Here is an 18,264-nt window from a genome sequence, read left to right on the forward strand (position 1 = left end):
CAAAATACCTTTTCTTTTATCCAATAATCATTTTTCAAACAGAAATTGGTTTATAAGCCATACAATTACATCAATGTAAAATTAAAGAGGTATAGTCTCTTTTTTTATGGAAATATCCCAAATAAAACAATGATATTTACTAAATTTGTGGGACTTAAAATTTCAAATAAAAAATAACAGTATAATGTCAGAAAAATCAAAAATCTATTACACACTTACTGATGAAGCTCCAATGCTGGCTACTCACTCGTTTTTACCTATCGTAAAAGCTTTCACAAAATCAGCAGATATCGAAATCGCAGTACCGGACATTTCTTTGGCAGGTAGAATCCTGGCCAACTTCCCTGAGTTTTTGAAAGACGACCAGAAAATCGGTGATGCTTTGGCAGAACTTGGAGAACTGGCAACAAAACCTGAAGCCAACATCATTAAGTTACCTAACATTTCTGCTTCTGTGCCTCAATTGGATGCAGCAATCGCTGAATTGCAAGGTAAAGGTTTCGCAGTTCCCAACTATCCTGCAGAGCCTAAAAATGACGAAGAAAAAGCGATCAAAGCTAAATATGCCAAAGTATTGGGAAGTGCTGTAAACCCTGTATTAAGAGAAGGAAACTCTGACAGACGTGCTCCGAAAGCTGTTAAAAACTATGCTAAAGCAAACCCTCACAGAATGGGTGACTGGGCATCTGACAGCAAAACTGACGTAGCTCACATGAACAATGGTGATTTCTACGGTACAGAAACTTCTACAACAGTAGAAAACGCTACAAAATACAGAATTGTATTCAAAGGAAATGACGGTTCTGAATCTGTACTAAAAGACTTCGCAGGTCTTCAGGCTGGAGAGGTAATTGATTCTTCTGTAATGAACTTAAAAGCTTTAAAAGCATTTGTTCAGGAGGCTATCGAAGAAGCTAAAAAAAGAAACGTTCTTCTTTCTGCTCACCTTAAAGCTACTATGATGAAAATCTCTGACCCGATTATTTTCGGGGCTATTGTTGAGACTTTCTTCAAAGAAGTATTCACTAAATATGCTGAGACATTCAAATCTTTAGATATTAATCCAAATAACGGTCTTGCCGATCTTTTCGAAAAAATCAAAGGAAATGCTCAGGAAGCTGACATTAAAGCTGATATCGAAAAAGCGCTGGCTGAAGGACCAAGAGTGGCAATGGTAAACTCTGACAAAGGAATTACCAACTTTCACGTACCTTCTGATATCATCGTTGATGCCTCTATGGCTGCTCTTGTAAGAGGAGGAGGTAAAATGTGGAACAAAGACGGAAATGAGGAGGATACAGTTTGTATCATTCCAGACCGTTCTTATGCAGGTTTCTATCAGTCTGTCATTGATGATATGAAAGCACACGGAAAACTGGACCCTACCACAATGGGATCTGTTCCGAACGTAGGTTTAATGGCTCAGAAAGCTGAAGAATACGGTTCTCACGATAAGACTTTCCAATTATCTGCTGACGGAACTGTAGAAGTTCAGGACGAAGCCGGAAACGTTCTTCTTTCTCAGAAAGTAGAAAAAGATGATATCTTCAGAATGTGCCAGACTAAAGATGCTCCTATTCAGGACTGGGTAAAATTAGCAGTTAACCGATCAAGATTATCTGATACTCCTGCTATCTTCTGGTTAGACAAAGGAAGAGCTCACGACAGAGAAATCATCAAAAAAGTAGAAAAATACCTTGCTGATTACGATACAACAGGTCTTGATATCAGAATTCTTGATGTAAAAGATGCCATGACTGAAACATTGAAGAGAGCAAGAGAAGGTAAAGATACCATCTCCGTTTCAGGAAACGTATTGAGAGATTATTTAACAGACCTTTTCCCAATCCTTGAGCTTGGTACTTCTGCTAAAATGCTTTCTATTGTTCCGTTGATGAATGGTGGTGGTTTATTCGAAACAGGTGCCGGAGGTTCTGCTCCAAAACACGTTGAGCAATTCTTAGAAGAAGGATATTTAAGATGGGATTCTTTGGGTGAATTCTTAGCACTTCAGGCTTCTTTAGAGCATTTGGCACAAACTCAGGGGAATACAAAATCTCAGGTTTTAGCTGATGCATTGGATGAAGCAAATGCTAAATTCTTAGCGACAGACAAATCTCCTGCAAGAAAAGTAGGTCAAATTGATAACAGAGGTTCTCACTTCTATTTAGCAATGTATTGGGCTGAAGCCTTAGCTAACCAGACTGCTGATGCTGAACTTGCTGCCCAGTTTGCTCCGGTGGCACAGGCAATGCAGGAAAACGAAGAAGTAATCAATGCTGAATTAATTGGTGCTCAGGGTAAACCTCAGAACATTGAAGGTTACTACAAAACTGATACATATAAAACGTACGCAGCCATGAGACCTAGCACTGTTTTAAATGAAATCATTGACGGAATCTAATTTCGTTCTGATATAAATAAGAAGCTCCTTTTTTAAGGGGCTTTTTTTATTTAACCACCCCGTCAAAATTCTTTGAATTTTTGCCACCTTTCTAGAGGAGCGGAATATTGAGCACATATTTATTCATCAACGGTCGGCTCGCTCCTAATCCCTGTAACCTAACCTCTGTCACCTTTCACCTATCTTCCACAATCACTCTCCTATGCTCCCTGCCCCAGTTGATCATTTCCTGAATGATATTTCCAAAGGTTCGGCAGTATTCTGTAGGTTCGTATTCTATTAAAACAGGAGTTTCCGGGTAAACGGTACGTTTTACCAGTTTATTCAGTTCCATATCTTTCAGTTCTTTAGAAAGCATTCTGGTGGTAATTCCGGGAATACTGCGTTCAATTTCCCTGAAGCGTCTGTTTCCGTTACAGATAGAATTAATCACAGGAATTCTCCATTTTCCACCGATAAAATAAAGCGTATCCTGTAGCGCTCTTAGTTCTTCGTTTTGGTTTCTTTCCATAGTTGCAAAGTTAAGTGATATCATGAATGATACCGATATACTCTGTGATACTGGTTACAAAAGTATACCATTTTGAAATAACTTTGACAAAAAAATTTACAATGAAAAAATTCAGTAACAAACTGGCTGTCGTAACAGGAGGAAACAGCGGGATCGGATTCTCTGCAGCAAAAGAACTTATTTCAGAAGGAGCAACTGTCATCATCACCGGAAGGCGCAAAGAGGCTGTAGAAAAAGCGGCTCAGGAACTTGGTGCCATTCCATTTATCGCAGATCAGGCAAACCTCAATGATATTGATCTTTTAAAAGAAGAAATTGAAACACAATTCGGGAAAATAGATATCCTGTTTATCAATGCAGGAATTACAGGTACATTGACTCCGATTGAAAATATGGATGTCGAAAATTTTGATCAGGTCATGAATATCAACTTCAGAGGAGCTTACTTTACATTAAGCAAATTCATTCCAATATTAAATGATGGTGCTTCGGTCATCTTTTTATCTTCTATTGTCGCTTCTACCTATAAACCTAACAGTTCCGCCTATCAGGCAAGTAAGGCGGCACTGAACTCAATTGCCAAAACGGCAGCTGCAGAATTAGCTCCAAGAAAAATAAGGGTGAATATGATCAGCCCCGGTCCTATTAAAACAGAAATTATGAGTAAAGCCGGGCTGGATGAAGAGACTTTGAAAAATATTCAAACCCATCTCATAGAACAGATTCCGTTGAAAAAAACAGGAACTGCTGAAGAAGTTGCAAAACTTGTGACCTATTTATCAGATGATCAGATTTCAAGCTATGTTACCGGCACCGAAATTGTGATTGATGGCGGTATGACATTATAATAAACAGATTTAAGCAAATCCCGGTAATTGTATTACCGGGATTTTTCATGTGATTTTCGGAGTTAAAAATTCAGGATTCATCCTTTGATTTGTCCAACTCAGTTTGTTTTCCGTTTCACAACATGTATTACCCGCCTACTTTTGAATCAGAAAATAAAAACAATACACATTATGGATACCGCAAAGAAAAAGAGAAATCCCATTGCTATCGTATTTCTGGCAATATTAGGAATCTTCGGAGGACTTCAGCTATTCAGTAAACCACTGGAAGGAAAGCCGGTCACAGGAAAAATAGAAGCCCCAAAGGAGGTGATCAGTATTCTTGAAAACTCATGTTTCAACTGTCATTCCAATCAGCAGAATCTAAGCTGGTATGATAAGCTTGCTCCTGTTTCCTGGGCTGTAAACAAAGATATCAAAAGAGCCAGAGAAGTCCTGAACTTCTCAGAATGGGAAAAGTTATCTCCTGCAGAACATCAGGGCAAAATGTATGCTATTCTCAATATGATGCAAAGTGGTAAAATGCCTCTCCATGAATATACTCTTCTGCATCCTTCAGCTAAGATTACAGAGAAAGATATTGAAACCATTAAAAAATATACGCTTTCTTTATCTTCAGTAAACCCGCCAGCGCCTAAAAAGAGTGAAGTGCCTGCAGCAACATCCAGCAGCACATCCATCTCGGCATCAACAAAATTTCCGGTTTCTCCCAATGGAGTTCGATACACACCTGATTTTAAAAACTGGAAAGTGATCAGTATGAGTACGCTGTTTGATCATTCCATCCGTGTGATCTATGGAAATGATATCGCAGTAAAAGCGGTGGAAACAGAAAATTTTCACCCATGGCCGGACGGAAGTATTGTTGTAAAATCTGTATGGAAACAGGAAGAGCTTCCTGATGGAGAAATCAGACCCGGAAAATTTATCAATGCGCAGTTTATGGTAAAAGATTCCAGACAATATAAAGATACGGAAGGCTGGGGATTTGCAAAATTCTCTGGAGATGACCTTCACCCAACGGGAAAAACAGCATCTTTTGCCAAAGAATCCTGCATTGCCTGTCACAGACAATTAGCAGAAAAAACAGGTTACCTGTTTGATGTTCCGATGAAAGTAAATACGCAAAGACTAATTCAAAATTTACAGAAAAAATGAAAAATACAATCCTGATTTTATGGGTAAGCCTTATTTCCCTTACCGCGTGCAGCAAAGAAAATAATGATCCAAATAACGGACTTGTCAGAGTTGTTTTTGATCCGGGTTCTCTCAAATTGATCTCCAATTCTTTAAATCCCAAGAAAGAAACTATGTCTGCCCTATATGGAAATGAAAAAGCACTGGAATCTTTGTCGAAGAAAAGCCGGACACCAGAAGCAGGTGCTGTTATGAAACTGGTTACCTGGAAATATCACGACAATCCCCAATATATCGGTGGAACTATCACCGGAGAACTGGTAAGTGTCGAAACCGTTCAGGCAGACAATGCCGGAAATATCTCTTATGATCTTAAAAATGATCAGCCTAAGAATACTTTCTCAAATAAGGAAGAAAGAATACAGTATTTCATGAGTTACAGCCCCCTAAGCAGACCTTAATAAAAATCGCCCGTTTTACTATTTATCATAATATTTTAAATAAAAAGCATTAATTTAACCTTTTCAAATCAGCAGATTTCATGCAACAGCAAAAAATAAAAATCTCACCAGCCATTATCTGGATAAGCTCTGTTTTCCTGGGTGTTTTATCTTCTGTACCTCAGCTGGCCTCTCATGAGTTCAACTGGAAAGAGGCAGTCGTAAATTCGGCGATTACAGCAGCTTTTTCCATTATCATGTGGTATATCAATATCTATATGCTGAACCGTACAGGAAAACGCAGGCAGCATATCTCCTATTCCAGATTGATGGTGGTACTGGCTTTCGGGATGGTGATCATGTTTGGGCTGGCATGGATCCAGCAGCTGATTCTTTCCCATATTAATTTCGGACCGGTGATGCTGATGGTGGAAGTAAGGGGAATTCTGATCAATCTGGTATGCTATATGTTTCTTACGCTGCTTCAGAACAATTATACCGGGCAGCAGATACAACTTGAGCTGGAAAAGGTAAAGAGTGATAATCTTGGAGCCCAGTATGAATTATTAAAACAGCAGATCAATCCGCATTTTCTTTTCAACAGCTTGAATACCTTAAAATTGATGGCAGAAACCCATGACGAAGAGACGGTTGATTTTATTGTAAAGCTTTCAGATTTTTACCGGTTTACGCTGGAAAGCAGAAAACTGGATCTGATCAGCGTTCAGGAAGAAATGAAAATAGTAGACGCTTATCTTTTTCTTCAGAAAGCACGTTTTGGGGAAGGAATTAAGTTCACCAACGAACTTGGAAAAGAAATCAATGCTACCCTTATTCCGCCTTTCACGCTTCAGCTTCTGGTGGAGAACTGCATCAAGCACAATATTGTTTCACAAAGCAAACCTTTGCATATTAAAATCTATAACAACGATAACCATATTGTCATTGAAAATCCCATCCAGCGTAAAATGAATGCAGAAGATTCGCTGGGAGTCGGGCTTGATAATATTAAAATGCGTTACAAACACTTATTGGAAAAGGATATCATCATTCATTCAGATGAAAAAACTTTCCAGATAAAACTACCATTAATCCATGAATATAATCATTATTGAAGATGAATTCAGGGCTGCAAAATCCCTGCAGAATTTACTCTCAGACTTAAAACCGGATTCGAAAATCCTTGGCGTTTACGACAGTATTGAAACAAGTATTGAAGGCTTAAAAGATATCAAACCTGATCTTATCTTTATGGATATCCATCTTTCTGACGGACTTTCCTTCGAGATTTTCAAATCGGTGGAGATCACTTGCCCTGTAGTTTTCTGTACAGCCTTTGACCAGTACATGCTGGATGCCTTTAAAAGTAAAGGAGTTGACTATGTTTTAAAACCTTTTTCAAAAGAAGATATTGCTGAAGCACTGAGAAAAGTGGATGAACTGAAAAAATTCTTCCAGAAAAATGAACTTCCGGATCTGGAATCACTGATACAAAAAATCAGCCAGCCTGCTGCTGCCGGTAAGAGTAGTTTCCTGGTTTTTAAAAATCAAAAATATACTACCATACCTACTGAAGATATTGCCTATTTTTATATCCACAATGAAATCACGCATCTGGTGACATTTGCCAAAGAACAGTTTCCCCTTTCACAGCCGCTTGGGCAGGTAGCGGAACAGGTTTCAGACAAGCAATTTTTCAGGGTAAACAGACAGTATCTTGTTAATTTCAAAGCCATTAAGGAAATGGAACATTATTTCCAACGTAAAATCCTTGTAAAACTTACTGTTGAAACGCCTGAAAAGCTTTTGATCAATAAAGAAAAAACGCATAGTTTCTTTACCTGGCTTGAGGACAGGTAAAGGAGTAAGCAAATCTGAAGCTAAGCTGGAAGTACTTGCAGTCATTCTGAGATATAGAACTCTTTTGAAATACATTATAACTCTGATTGATATGATCGGGCTTTTCTTTTGCTTTTATCTGATCTGTTTTAATTTCTTAAGCTCTTTCCTGCTTCTATTTAATATTTAAAAGACAAACTTTCTTCTTTTGGTACTCCAGAAACTTCCCGCTTCCAACTTCCTGCTTCCAGCTTTAAACTACTTCCCCTCACAATTTCCGGGTTCACCTTTTGATTTGTCCGGTTGAACCTGTTTTGTATTCTTTTGCCTTTATCAGGTATCTACTTTTGAATCAAATTAAAAGACATGATACTAAAAAACTTAATCACAGTAAGCGCTTTTACCGCAGTGTTATTTGCTACTTCAGCATTTATTCATCAAAATAAAGATCAAAAGACAGTACAACATCCAGCCTCTGAAACCAATGGTTTCGCTGTTTTGGAACTTTTTACTTCAGAAGGCTGTTCAAGCTGTCCACCTGCAGATGAACTCATGGGAAAAATTGAAAAAGAATATAAAGGAGAGCCTGTTTATCTTCTCTCTTACCACGTTGATTACTGGAATCGTCTTGGATGGAAAGATCGGTTCAGTACTGCAGAAAATTCGCAGCGCCAACAGCAGTACAGCCGTATTTTGAATTCACAGGTGTATACTCCACAACTGATAATTAATGGAAAAACGGAATTTGTAGGCTCTGATGAGGATCATATTAAAAATTCCATTCAGAAAGCTCTGCTTGTTTCTAAAAAAACAGATGTGGCACTATCGGCAAATATTTCCGGCAGTACAATTGATGTTCAATATAAAACTTCAGCCTCAGATTCTCATAGTGTTCTTCTCGTTAATCTTGTTGAAAAACATTCCTCTACCCAGGTTGGTAAAGGTGAAAACGAAGGGCGTCATCTGCATCACTGGCAAATCGTTCATAAACAAAATCAGATCTCATTGAATAAGCAGGAAGGAACAACAACATTCAGAATTCCTGAAGGTTTTTCTCCTGAAAAATGGGAAGTGATAGCTTTTATTCAGAATGTCAAAACCGGAGAAATCTCGGGATCAGCAAAAACATCTTTTAAATAATTTCTACTACATAATAACAACTAAAATATACAGCAATGAAAACAAAAACTACAAAAATCATCTATTGGGCCGGAGCTATTTTTATGTCACTATGGTTTGGAGCCAGCGGGTTCTTTGAACTTACAAAAAATCCGGTAGTATGGGACATCACACAGCAATTAGGCTATCCACCTCATTTTATCTATATCCTGGGTGTTTTTAAAATTTCAGGAGTTCTCGTTCTTCTGCTTCCCAACAGATTATTGAGGTTGAAAGAATGGGTATTTGCCGGAATGTTCTTTGATATTCTCTTTGCTTTCTTTTCAAAAATTGCCGTGCTTGGTTTTCCGGCTACGGTGGACGCAATAGTTGCTTTTTCCATACTTACGATGACTTATCTGATGTTCAGGAAACTGTATTCTCCTGAGCTGGTATTTGGAGAAGCATAATTTAAATTTTTCTTATGTTCAAAACAGCACCTCCCGTTTCCCGGGAGGTGCTGTTGTTTTATATCATTAAAGTTTGGATCAATAAGTTCTGGCTGAAGCCGGATGGATAATTACTGTTCCTGAAAGCGGACTAAAGTCCTCTGCTATTGATTGAAATATCTTGTATAGTAACCCGTTTATATTAACCACCCCGTCAAAAATTCTTTCAATTTTTGCCACCCCTCCAAAGGAGGGGAATACTGAGTACCTGTTCACTGATTAAGTGACAACAACCCCATATCCTTAATTCTACAGCTATCATCTACTACCTGTTACCTATCATCTGCCTCTGCTCTCTAACTCATAAAACTCTCCGGGAACCATTCAAAACCAGCAGCCTTTTCTTTTGTGTAACCCAAACCTGGCCATGGCAAGTGGTAAGCAAATGCTCTGATTCTGGTATCTGCCATTTGTTTCAGCAGTTTTTTTCTTGATGCAATCGCGATATCAAGATCCGTATCACCAAAATATCCCCATTCAGGATGCGGAAAAAGGACTACATCGGAATGAATCAGATCTGCGATATAGATCAGTTTTTCATTTCCAGATGAGATGGTTGTAACCGCTAAACCTGGGGTGTGACCAGGTGCTAATTGAAAATTAAAATAATCATACAAGGGATTATTAAAATCATAAAACTTCAGTTTGGGCTTAATCGTTTTCAGAATATTCCGGACGGCCGGGATAAATTGATTGAGGAATTCAGGCTGTGTTTTCAGAGCACTGTTGTTAAAGTCTTTCATGGAAGCCTGCATCCAGAAGTCATGTTCTGTTTTGGAGATGAAAATATTTGCATCAGGAAAAATAAGCTGATTTTTTTTATCTATCACTCCACCAATATGATCGGGATGGGCATGTGAAATAAAAACGTCAGTAATATCTTTGGGAGTAAAACCAGCTTTCTGAAGGCTTTTTAACAGAAATCCTGTTCTTTCATCAGCAAAAATTCCCATTCCGGTATCTAGTAGAATGAGCTTATTCTTTGTTTTAACCAGTAGAATATTCATCGCAAGATCAATATAATCCTCTGGTCTGAAATTATCTCTAAGAATTGATTTTAATTCTGAAACGGTGCCTCTTGGTGCAAATGAATTCAGGTTTTCTTCATGAATATATCCGTCTGTGAGAATAAATAGTTCAAGCTCACCAAGCTTCAGTTTTTTAAATCCGGAAAGATCATCCCCTGTTTTTACCGAAATGGATCTATGTTCTGCCATTAAACCGGAAAAAGGAATCATACTTAATGTTCCTGCCAATAATCCGTTCTTTAATAATTCTCTTCTGTTCATAGTCGGGTTCTTTTCATTAAAATATAAATGAAAAACTGAGTTTCTTTCATAAGAAGAAACTCAGTTTTTATATAAAATAGTTTTTAGTTGTTTACCAATTTCATAGAACCTTCATTGTATCTTTCTCCTACATTAGGATATTTTTTCAGGATGGCATCTATGGTATCCAGATCCGACTGGGAAAGTTCTATATTGACAGCTGCAATATTTTCTTCAAGATATTTGATTCGCTTTGTACCCGGAATCGGAATGATATCATCTCCCTGGTTCAATACCCAAGCTAGCGCAAGCTGGGTTCCTTTCACTCCTTTGGAAGCTGCAAATTCGTTGATTTCGTTAGCCAGCTTTGTGTTATTTTCAAGATATTCCTGCTGATAACGCGGTAATGATTTTCTGAAATCGTCATCACCCAGATTTTGTGCATCATAGATATTGGTGAAGAGCCCTCTTGCCAACGGTGAATAAGGAACCAGAGAAATCCCCAGTTCTCTGATGGTTGGAAGAATTTCTTTTTCAATATCTTTGGTTAAAATTGAATATTCAGACTGTAAAGCTGCAATCGGGTGGATTTTATTGGCTTTTCTGATAGATTCTGCCGAAGCTTCTGACAATCCTAGATATTTCACTTTTCCTGCCTTTACCAATTCTGCCATTGCCCCTACTGTTTCTTCTACAGGAACATTTGGATCTACTCTGTGGGCGTAATACAGATCAATAGTATCGATTTTTAATCTTTGAAGACTTAAATCTACAGCCTGTCTGATCCATTCCGGAGAACCGTCGAAATAAGTTCCCGGAGCTCCGCTGTGGCTTGCTTTACCGTCTTTAAATCTGAATCCGAATTTGGTAGCAATAAAAATTTTATCTCTGTTTGGAACCAAAACCTTAGAGATCAGTTTTTCGTTTTCTCCATTGGCATACATATCTGCTGTATCCCAAAAGTTAACGCCCAAATCCAACGCTCTGTGTAAGGTATTGATACTTTCCTGCTCGTCGGTAGGACCATAAGCAAAACTCATCCCCATGCATCCTAAACCGATTGCTGATAACTGTTCTTCTGTGTTTCCTAATTTTTTAAATTTCATGATAGGTATGATTTAATTTTACAAGACAAAATTAGAATATGGAAAGATCAACTGTTATATAGAATTCAAACCAAGAATTATAAAATTCAAACAAGGTTCATTCTTAAAGCATTTGGGGTAATTCCTGTTTGTTTTTTAAAATAATTGGTAAAGTAAGCAGGCTCTTCAAAGCCCAGACCGTAAGCTATTTCAGAGATGTTCCAGTCTGTATGGGTGAGCAAAGCTTGGGCTTCCTGAATAATCTTTGCGGTGATCTGCTGGCTGGTTGTTTTCCCTGTAATCTCTTTTACAGAGCGGTTTAATGAATTCACATGTATGGAAAGGCTCTGCGCATAATCATTGGGAGTTTTTAACTTTAAACAGGCAGCAGGACTGTCAATCGGAAATTGTCTTTCCAGCAATTCCATAAACAATGATGCTACTCTTTGTGAGGCATTCTGATAAGGCTCAAAACTTTCTGCCGGCTGCATTCTGATGGTTTCATGGATCATCAGATGAAGATAAGCCCTCAGCATATCGTATTTATGAATATATTCCGACTGAATTTCAGTCATCATTTTTGTATACATATCCGAAAGTGTTTTCTGCTGTTCTTCATCAACAAAGAAAATCGGAGTTCCTCCAATTTTAAAAAGCGGTGAATCCAGAAGATTGCCCATCCGGCTTCCATTATGCAGAAACTGATCTGTAAACAGACAGAACCAGCCTTTCTGATTGGCATCATCAGCCTCCCATGAATAAGGAATATTAGGATTTGAAAACAGTAATGCAGGGCGGTCCACTTTAATCCATTTATCGGCATAATGAAGTTTTCCCTTTCCTATAATCAGTGAAATTTTGTAATAATATCTCCTGCTGTAAGGAGTCAGTAGTGAGCAGTGTTCCCGGGAAAATACATTGAAATGTCCCATTTTACTGATTCCGATACATGATGATTCCAGATTGGGAGCATTTCTTTCATAAAAGTCCTTAAGTGATTCGTGTGTTTCCATATATCAAAATTATAAAATTCAAACAAATTAAAGGTAAAAATATTTCTGACCGGACATAAAAATGGCTGACAAAGATGCCAGCCATGTAAGTGAATATAGTTGATAATTGTTAATCCCAATCGTCGTCGTGTCCATGACCACGATGTTTATTCTGTTTCTTATAGTACTTCTCCTGATTTTTATAGTATTTTTCCTGTTCTTTACGGAACTTTTTGTAATCATTTTTATTTCTTCCGTACACTATGACAGGATTTTGTCCTCTGTAATATTTCTTTTTGAAGATAATATACTTTTCTCTACCGAGGATTCTTTCCAGTTCAGAATAACGGTCATTTCTCCATCTTCCCGGCTCTACTACATAAACCCTGTTCCATGAATCATAATCACGATACCTGTCATTCAATACATAGATCTGATTGGCCTGTGTTGTTGAAAGTACAAGATCAGTGATCACTCTCTGCCAGTTGATATCTGAAATACTCCTTCTGTAATCATTATAATAATCGGACTGGGCATAGCTTAAACTGAACGTCCCAACCAATAATGCTGTTAATATTAATTTTTTCATTTCACTCCACTTTTAGATTAATCATGAAGAGATAGTCAATTAAAGTGCCAATTTTTAACCGAAAATGCTAATATTTGTTAAGAAAAACCATAAACAGTTGATTATCTTTAAAATATATTTTATTTTTTTAGAATTATTGAATGTTATTTGTTTTAAAAATTATAATAGTATTGTAATAGGTTTTCATTAACGTCGATCGTATTAATAATCAATAAATTATCAATAAAAACTTAAGCTTTATAAAATGTATTTATTTTATTTTTGGCTAAAGCCAGTAGATGATAATTTTTTGATAAGTGGGCTAAAGCCCACCCCTATTGAATTATAACAATAAACATCTTTTATCTTTTATCTTTTATCTTTTATCTTTTATCTTTTATCTTTTATCTTTTATCTTTTATCTTTTATCTTTTATCTTTATCCCTTATCTTACCATTTATGTTATAAAATTCGTTAAGATTATTAAAAACTATTATTCCATATGATTTAATTTCGTAATTTTAATGAAAAGAATGTTTTTTTTAAAAGTATTCTTCAATTATTAATCAACCAAATCTTATTTATTATGGAAAATATAAAGTTTCAGGTATCTCCATATCAGGATGAATTGCAGCTGTTTATTGATGATAAGAAAGCAGGTTATATGTCCATAGAGGTTGACGGAAGACTGCTAATTGTATATTATACGAAGCTTGATGAAGAGCGTGAGGGAAAAGGATACGCCAAACTATTGCTGGATGAATTGGTACGCTATGCAGAAGAAAAAGATTTGCTTGTAGACCCGGAATGTGATTTTGTAAGACAGCAGTTTGAAAATCACCCTGCAAGATATAAAGAAATCTGGCATGCCTGATCAGCTTTCCCACCAGGTGGTAAATTGCTGTCCTGAATGATTCAGATCAACTACCTCGCCTATCATGGGAGTGAGGATATTTATCTTTTTTTCTTTTCCTAGAGCAGTTATCTTCTGTAAAGGTTCATTCCATGGATGAAGTGCCAATGCAAATTTTGCAGAATGAACAGGAATAATGCGTTCTGCTTTGAGATCAATACCGGCCTGGATAACATCTTCCGGTAATGTATGGATATACTTCCATGCTTCTCCATACTGCCCGTTCTCAAGAATTGCATAGTCAAATGGACCATATTGCTCTCCTATTGTCTTAAAATGTGTATCATAGCCACTGTCTCCTCCCAAGAAAATTTTCTTTGTTGGTGTAATCAGGACATAAGAACTCCAGAGGGTATCATTCTTCCTCACCCTCCTGCCGGAAAAATGTCTGGCAGGGGTAAAAATAATTTTCAGATTATTTTTCAGCTCAACTTCTGCTCCCCACTCTTCTTCAATAAGTTTGTTTTCAGGATAGCCCCACCTTTCCAAATGTGCTCCCACTCCCAGAGGTAAAATGACCATACCCGTTCTGTCTCTGATAGATTGTACAGTAGGATAATCCAAATGATCAAAATGATCATGGGTGATAACAAGATAATCAATCCCGGGAATATCTTCAGGCTTAAAAATATCTGATCCTTTAAATGCTTTATTAAAATATTTAAAAGGTGAGCCATACAGACTCAAAACAGGATCAATTAAAAAAGAAACTCCATCTGTCTGCAAATAATACGATGAATGCCCCAGCCATATCAATACATCCTGATTTTTATCTATATTTTTTAAATCCGTATGAAGAAATGGGATCGGATGCAGAGGTTTCAGCAGCGGATCCTTCTTACCTAAAAAGAAGTCATACATTACCTTCGACATTTTATATCCTTCTGTAAGGGAAGGAGTATAGCTGATATTCCGGAACTGTTTGTTTTTATAAAGTTTCGATTGTCTTATCCGCTTCAGTCTTTTTCCTTTGGGCACGCCGCCAAAAGCTTTCATATTGATCACAATAAAAAAAGTAACTGTCAGAACTGCCAGACTCGTAATAATCCAATACATCATCTTTACAAATAAATTTCAAATGTATCGACTTTTAGTTTTAAATGAAAATATATTCCATTTTACTACATTTTTTAACTAAATTTATCATGTATTTTGGAAAATTTATTACTCATTTAAATGGTGATTAATTTTAAACTTTCTATTTTAGCACGTTAAAAACTCAGATACATTGAAAAATTATTCGGTAATATTTCTTCTCGCTATATTTTCGTCCTGTGCCTCTATAAAAAAACACAACGAACAGCGTGCTGCATGTATTCCACCGGAGCAACTTAAGGAGGATGTGGATTTTGCCTATTCAAAATTACAGCAAATGCACCCTCAATTATACTGGTATATTCCCAAGAAGGAATTGGAACATAAATTTGACAGTCTCAAGCAGACAATTACTGAACCTCTTACCCCTCTTCAGTTTTATTTTAAGCTTCAGCCAGTGATTGCCGGCATTCGGGAAGGACACCTTTCACTGAGAATTCCAAGAAAGAAATTTACCAAAAGTGAAATTAAAAGACTGGAACATCAGAAAGGAATGTTCAGCCGTTTTGAATATTATATTTCAGGAGATAGAATGTATATTATTGAAAACAAAGATTCTATCGAAAATATACAACCCGGAACCGAAATTTTATCCATCAATCATGTTCCTGTATCCGGTTATATAAAAAAATACAGAAGCCTGATCAGCAGTGATGGTGATAATACCACTTTCTATCCTTATTTTTTAAAGGATCTTTTCTTCAATTTTTATACTGCAGAAAATGGCTTTGGCAGCAAAGCCACTCTCGAAACCCTCTATAAGGGAAAAAAGAAAACGTATACTATAACCCGGGAAACAAAATCTGACTCTGATCTTGAAAAAGAGAAGGAAATGGAGAAGAAGACCCTGGAAAAGAAACTGAACGATTATGTGGCTTCCAGCGATTCTTATAACAGAAGCTTCAAATTTCTCGATAAAGACAGCACTATTGCTTATATAAAAGTGAAAAGTTTCTCCAGAGATTTTTCAGATAGGTTCTATAAGGAAACTTTTACCCGAATCAATAATGCCAGGTCTTCTTATCTCATTATCGATGTCAGAAACAATTATGGAGGCTCTCTTTATGAGATCAACAACCTGTATTCTTATCTGGCGGATGCTCCTTTTACACTGATTAAACCTTCACAGCTGGCTGCAAGGAGTACACCTCTGCGTACCAATTATTTCAGGAAAAGCAACCCGCTGGAATATGCATTGAAAAGTATTGCATACCCTAGTTATTTTTTTGCACAGGCTTTCAGTACGTATAAAAAAGACGGAAAGGTCTTCTATAAAATGAAAGCTGACAAACCTACAAAACCTAAAAAAGGAGCCTTTCATGGAAAAGTTTTTGTACTGATTAACGGTGGAAGCTTTTCAGCGTCTTCTATTATCACCGCCAAACTTAAGAATGATAAAAGAGCAACGCTGGTGGGCGAAGAGACCGGTGGTGCCAATGACGGGACCGTTGCAGGTTTTTATTCATATCAGAAACTTCCCAATTCTGAAATAAGATTTCCTATCGGATTACTTCTGGTACAGCCTAATATCAATTTTTCAGATTCACGAAAAGGAGTTGTTCCTGATGTAAAAATTATTGAGAGCATGCAGGATATTATTGATAAAAAAGATCCTCAACTGGATTGGATAAAAAACGAAATTACCAAGGAAAAGAAAAATAAAAAGCAGTAATGATAGAGTTTCGGCGGGCTTTCAGCCCGCCGAAACTTTTTATGTCTTCAATTCTTTCAGAAAACTTTTATTATTTGCGCAGAAACATCAATATTATTTAAAATCAAGAAAATCATCTTTTTGAAGATAATGATTCAGAGCAGTGATAAGCTGGAAAGAAGTTACATTTCCGTACTGCCGGACAGCAAGATCCACCACATCCTGAATATTCTCATCAGAGCACATATAATTCAGTTTATTATGGTATACAAAATCGGGTAAGATTTCATTATCATTCTCACCAATATCTAGAGGATCGCCAATGAAAACTTTCATTCCAGGCTCAAATTCGTCTTTTGAAGAATACACCGCATAATTGTATTCCGGATCATAGGATTCTTTCCTGTCTTTCTTATGCTTTACGAATTCCAGGAATTCTTCTATAGAATACATCTGATTTTTAATCTCTTCCATCTGATATTTTTTTTAACAGCTCGACTTTTTAAAGATAAAAAATTTAAGAAGACAAGCCATTTCTAATTCAGTTTATTTAAAGCTCTCTGCAATGATCCTATATCGAGGAATTCCAGTTTTGCACCCAATATGATGATAATCAGGAGAACAAGGGTTAAAAATAAAATGATAAAAATATACATGGATACAAACCATATGACGGTATTCAGAATATTTCCTTTAATTCCCATTTTATTCATGAAAAAACTCTGTGATCGTTCAAACCAGGTCTTTTTCTTTTCCTGTTTCGGACTTACTTCAATTCCATTAAGCTCATCTACCAGCCGTACTACATCATCAATATATCTTCCGTACATATAATACATCCAGTATCTGATGATAAAAGCGATCAGCAATAATGTAATCAGAAGGCTGATTCCGAAAATCGCCAGATTATATTCCATATCAAAATGGAAGTTGATTTTGATGAGTGACAAAAGAAATCCGAGAGGGATGTAAGAAATATAATAGGAAATATAAATTTCTTTCGAGACAAGAAGCTGGGTTTTAAGATTGAACAGGTCATAATTGGTATTGATGCTGTTTTTCCTGAGCAGCTTATACAGTTTCAGGAACCGGGAATAAAAATAAATGATAATCGCAACGGTCAGGATGGTAACAAATGCTGATATGGTCCTGATATTATAATCTGTAGAAGCAAAAGGGAAACCGGTTAAAAGCATTGGCAGTGTTACAATCATCAGCCAGAATTCAGTTTCCATATTCACTTTCAGCATCTGCAGCGGAGAATGGATTTCTCTTTTCTTTTCCAGAGAAATTTCAGGAGATCCCTGTCCTGTATCTTTATTCCAAAGTTCTTTAAAATTGTCTAACTCCATAGTGTTATCATTTAATAGGAGCCCATATTTTGGCGGGTAATGATCTCTTTCAGTTTTTCTTTAGCCCTTTTCAGTTTTACCCTTGTATTCACTTCGGTAATTCCCAGCTGCGCTGCAATTTCTTTTCCGGAAAAACCTTCTAAAAAGAAAAATATCAGTGCTTTATCAATGGGGCTCAACTGATGGATGGCTTCATACATCCGTTTCATGTTTATATCATCTGTATCATTATAAGGCTCCTGCCGGGCATTCAGCCCATCTACATTCTGATTCTGTATAAAACTACGTTTTTTTTCACTTCGCAAAAAAACAATTGCTGTGTTAAGTGCAGTTCTGTACAGCCATGTGGAGAAATCACTTCTCTTTTGAAAATCACCGTATGATTTCCAGGCCTGGTAAATGATCTCCTGATAGAGATCATTCTGATCGTCCTTATTATCCATATACATTTTAGAGATCTTGAAAACCACTCCTTTATGCTTTTCAATTTTCTCTAAAAATTCTTTTTCCGATGAAGACATGATTTACAAACTGATCGTAGATGATATTTCTAA

Annotated in this window: 19 protein-coding genes; 10 read left to right on the forward strand and 9 right to left on the reverse strand. The window is 36.8% G+C overall.

Annotated elements, in window-relative coordinates:
* Positions 1–184 precede the first annotated feature (184 nt).
* Positions 185–2,404: an NADP-dependent isocitrate dehydrogenase gene (locus tag EL165_RS07915; RefSeq protein WP_002978025.1), complete on the forward strand. Its 2,220-nt coding sequence runs from the start codon at positions 185–187 to the stop codon at positions 2,402–2,404.
* 175 nt (positions 2,405–2,579) lie between these two features.
* Here EL165_RS07915 and EL165_RS07920 read toward each other — a convergent pair whose 3' ends face one another.
* Positions 2,580–2,915: a winged helix-turn-helix transcriptional regulator gene (locus EL165_RS07920; RefSeq protein ID WP_041461428.1), complete on the reverse strand. Its 336-nt coding sequence runs from the start codon at positions 2,913–2,915 to the stop codon at positions 2,580–2,582.
* A gap of 101 nt (positions 2,916–3,016) precedes the next feature.
* Here EL165_RS07920 and EL165_RS07925 point away from each other — a divergent pair, with 101 nt between their 5' ends.
* The 7 genes from EL165_RS07925 (at position 3,017) to EL165_RS07955 (ending at position 8,747) form a co-directional block, all read left to right on the forward strand.
* A complete protein-coding gene (locus tag EL165_RS07925; RefSeq protein WP_041461427.1) occupies positions 3,017–3,763 on the forward strand; it encodes an SDR family oxidoreductase in 747 nt (248 codons plus the stop codon).
* A gap of 171 nt (positions 3,764–3,934) precedes the next feature.
* Positions 3,935–4,921, forward strand: coding sequence for a heme-binding domain-containing protein (locus EL165_RS07930; RefSeq protein WP_002978022.1), 987 nt, complete (start codon positions 3,935–3,937; stop codon positions 4,919–4,921).
* Positions 4,918–5,361, forward strand: coding sequence for a hypothetical protein (locus tag EL165_RS07935; protein WP_002978021.1), 444 nt, complete (start codon positions 4,918–4,920; stop codon positions 5,359–5,361). Before EL165_RS07930 ends, EL165_RS07935 begins: the two co-directional genes overlap by 4 nt.
* An 80-nt stretch (positions 5,362–5,441) precedes the next feature.
* Positions 5,442–6,455, forward strand: a complete 1,014-nt coding sequence (locus EL165_RS07940; protein WP_002978020.1) for a sensor histidine kinase — start codon at positions 5,442–5,444, stop codon at positions 6,453–6,455.
* The gene (locus EL165_RS07945; protein WP_002978018.1) at positions 6,436–7,200 is read left to right on the forward strand and encodes a LytR/AlgR family response regulator transcription factor; all 765 of its coding nucleotides are present in this window, start codon (positions 6,436–6,438) and stop codon (positions 7,198–7,200) included. Before EL165_RS07940 ends, EL165_RS07945 begins: the two co-directional genes overlap by 20 nt.
* Before the next feature lie 345 nt (positions 7,201–7,545).
* Complete coding sequence (locus EL165_RS07950; protein WP_002978016.1) at positions 7,546–8,319, forward strand: DUF1223 domain-containing protein; 774 nt, start codon at positions 7,546–7,548, stop codon at positions 8,317–8,319.
* Positions 8,320–8,354: 35 nt separating this feature from the next.
* Entirely contained in the window at positions 8,355–8,747 is a 393-nt protein-coding gene (locus EL165_RS07955) for a DoxX family protein (RefSeq protein ID WP_002978014.1), read from the forward strand.
* Positions 8,748–9,082: 335 nt separating this feature from the next.
* Here the strand turns inward: EL165_RS07955 and EL165_RS07960 are convergent, their stop codons facing one another.
* The 4 genes from EL165_RS07960 to EL165_RS07975 all read right to left on the reverse strand — a co-directional run bounded on the left by EL165_RS07960 (position 9,083) and on the right by EL165_RS07975 (position 12,720).
* Entirely contained in the window at positions 9,083–10,075 is a 993-nt protein-coding gene (locus EL165_RS07960; RefSeq protein WP_002978013.1) for an MBL fold metallo-hydrolase, read from the reverse strand.
* Positions 10,076–10,158: 83 nt separating this feature from the next.
* Positions 10,159–11,160 (reverse strand): aldo/keto reductase, encoded by a 1,002-nt coding sequence (locus EL165_RS07965; protein ID WP_002978012.1) that lies wholly within the window; start codon positions 11,158–11,160, stop codon positions 10,159–10,161.
* A gap of 86 nt (positions 11,161–11,246) precedes the next feature.
* Positions 11,247–12,152 (reverse strand): helix-turn-helix domain-containing protein, encoded by a 906-nt coding sequence (locus EL165_RS07970; RefSeq protein ID WP_002978011.1) that lies wholly within the window; start codon positions 12,150–12,152, stop codon positions 11,247–11,249.
* Between the two features lie 109 nt (positions 12,153–12,261).
* Positions 12,262–12,720 carry a hypothetical protein gene (locus EL165_RS07975; RefSeq protein ID WP_002978010.1) on the reverse strand — a complete coding sequence of 153 codons (459 nt, stop codon included), beginning with the start codon at positions 12,718–12,720 and terminating at the stop codon, positions 12,262–12,264.
* Between the two features lie 565 nt (positions 12,721–13,285).
* On the opposite strand from EL165_RS07975, the gene EL165_RS07980 reads away from it, so the two are divergent.
* A complete protein-coding gene (locus EL165_RS07980) occupies positions 13,286–13,573 on the forward strand; it encodes a GNAT family N-acetyltransferase (RefSeq protein ID WP_002978009.1) in 288 nt (95 codons plus the stop codon).
* On the opposite strand, the gene EL165_RS07985 is transcribed toward EL165_RS07980, so the two are convergent.
* Positions 13,574–14,671, reverse strand: coding sequence for an MBL fold metallo-hydrolase (locus EL165_RS07985; RefSeq protein ID WP_002978008.1), 1,098 nt, complete (start codon positions 14,669–14,671; stop codon positions 13,574–13,576).
* Positions 14,672–14,840: 169 nt separating this feature from the next.
* Here EL165_RS07985 and EL165_RS07990 point away from each other — a divergent pair, with 169 nt between their 5' ends.
* Entirely contained in the window at positions 14,841–16,379 is a 1,539-nt protein-coding gene (locus EL165_RS07990) for a S41 family peptidase (protein WP_002978007.1), read from the forward strand.
* 93 nt (positions 16,380–16,472) lie between these two features.
* On the opposite strand, the gene EL165_RS07995 is transcribed toward EL165_RS07990, so the two are convergent.
* The 3 genes from EL165_RS07995 to EL165_RS08005 all read right to left on the reverse strand — a co-directional run bounded on the left by EL165_RS07995 (position 16,473) and on the right by EL165_RS08005 (position 18,231).
* Positions 16,473–16,832, reverse strand: coding sequence for a DUF7716 domain-containing protein (locus EL165_RS07995; RefSeq protein WP_002978006.1), 360 nt, complete (start codon positions 16,830–16,832; stop codon positions 16,473–16,475).
* A gap of 62 nt (positions 16,833–16,894) precedes the next feature.
* Complete coding sequence (locus EL165_RS08000) at positions 16,895–17,710, reverse strand: hypothetical protein (protein WP_002978005.1); 816 nt, start codon at positions 17,708–17,710, stop codon at positions 16,895–16,897.
* Positions 17,711–17,721: 11 nt separating this feature from the next.
* Positions 17,722–18,231 carry an RNA polymerase sigma factor gene (locus tag EL165_RS08005; RefSeq protein ID WP_002978004.1) on the reverse strand — a complete coding sequence of 170 codons (510 nt, stop codon included), beginning with the start codon at positions 18,229–18,231 and terminating at the stop codon, positions 17,722–17,724.
* Positions 18,232–18,264 lie beyond the last annotated feature (33 nt).

The organism is Chryseobacterium gleum (assembly GCF_900636535.1).
Taxonomy (GTDB): Bacteria; Bacteroidota; Bacteroidia; order Flavobacteriales; family Weeksellaceae; genus Chryseobacterium; species Chryseobacterium gleum.

Excerpts from the sequence above, each read along its gene's own strand:
- EL165_RS07940 (WP_002978020.1), top strand. The coding sequence starts at position 5,442 with ATGCAACAGCAAAAAATAAAAATCTCACCAGCCATTATCTGGATAAGC.
- EL165_RS07960 (WP_002978013.1), bottom strand. The coding sequence starts at position 10,075 with ATGAACAGAAGAGAATTATTAAAGAACGGATTATTGGCAGGAACATTA.
- EL165_RS07925 (WP_041461427.1), top strand. The coding sequence starts at position 3,017 with ATGAAAAAATTCAGTAACAAACTGGCTGTCGTAACAGGAGGAAACAGC.
- EL165_RS07965 (WP_002978012.1), bottom strand. The coding sequence starts at position 11,160 with ATGAAATTTAAAAAATTAGGAAACACAGAAGAACAGTTATCAGCAATC.
- EL165_RS07970 (WP_002978011.1), bottom strand. The coding sequence starts at position 12,152 with ATGGAAACACACGAATCACTTAAGGACTTTTATGAAAGAAATGCTCCC.
- EL165_RS08005 (WP_002978004.1), bottom strand. The coding sequence starts at position 18,231 with ATGTCTTCATCGGAAAAAGAATTTTTAGAGAAAATTGAAAAGCATAAA.
- EL165_RS07935 (WP_002978021.1), top strand. The coding sequence starts at position 4,918 with ATGAAAAATACAATCCTGATTTTATGGGTAAGCCTTATTTCCCTTACC.
- EL165_RS07995 (WP_002978006.1), bottom strand. The coding sequence starts at position 16,832 with ATGGAAGAGATTAAAAATCAGATGTATTCTATAGAAGAATTCCTGGAA.
- EL165_RS07930 (WP_002978022.1), top strand. The coding sequence starts at position 3,935 with ATGGATACCGCAAAGAAAAAGAGAAATCCCATTGCTATCGTATTTCTG.
- EL165_RS07980 (WP_002978009.1), top strand. The coding sequence starts at position 13,286 with ATGGAAAATATAAAGTTTCAGGTATCTCCATATCAGGATGAATTGCAG.
- EL165_RS07915 (WP_002978025.1), top strand. The coding sequence starts at position 185 with ATGTCAGAAAAATCAAAAATCTATTACACACTTACTGATGAAGCTCCA.
- EL165_RS07950 (WP_002978016.1), top strand. The coding sequence starts at position 7,546 with ATGATACTAAAAAACTTAATCACAGTAAGCGCTTTTACCGCAGTGTTA.
- EL165_RS07955 (WP_002978014.1), top strand. The coding sequence starts at position 8,355 with ATGAAAACAAAAACTACAAAAATCATCTATTGGGCCGGAGCTATTTTT.
- EL165_RS07945 (WP_002978018.1), top strand. The coding sequence starts at position 6,436 with ATGAATATAATCATTATTGAAGATGAATTCAGGGCTGCAAAATCCCTG.
- EL165_RS07920 (WP_041461428.1), bottom strand. The coding sequence starts at position 2,915 with ATGGAAAGAAACCAAAACGAAGAACTAAGAGCGCTACAGGATACGCTT.
- EL165_RS07975 (WP_002978010.1), bottom strand. The coding sequence starts at position 12,720 with ATGAAAAAATTAATATTAACAGCATTATTGGTTGGGACGTTCAGTTTA.
- EL165_RS08000 (WP_002978005.1), bottom strand. The coding sequence starts at position 17,710 with ATGGAGTTAGACAATTTTAAAGAACTTTGGAATAAAGATACAGGACAG.
- EL165_RS07985 (WP_002978008.1), bottom strand. The coding sequence starts at position 14,671 with ATGATGTATTGGATTATTACGAGTCTGGCAGTTCTGACAGTTACTTTT.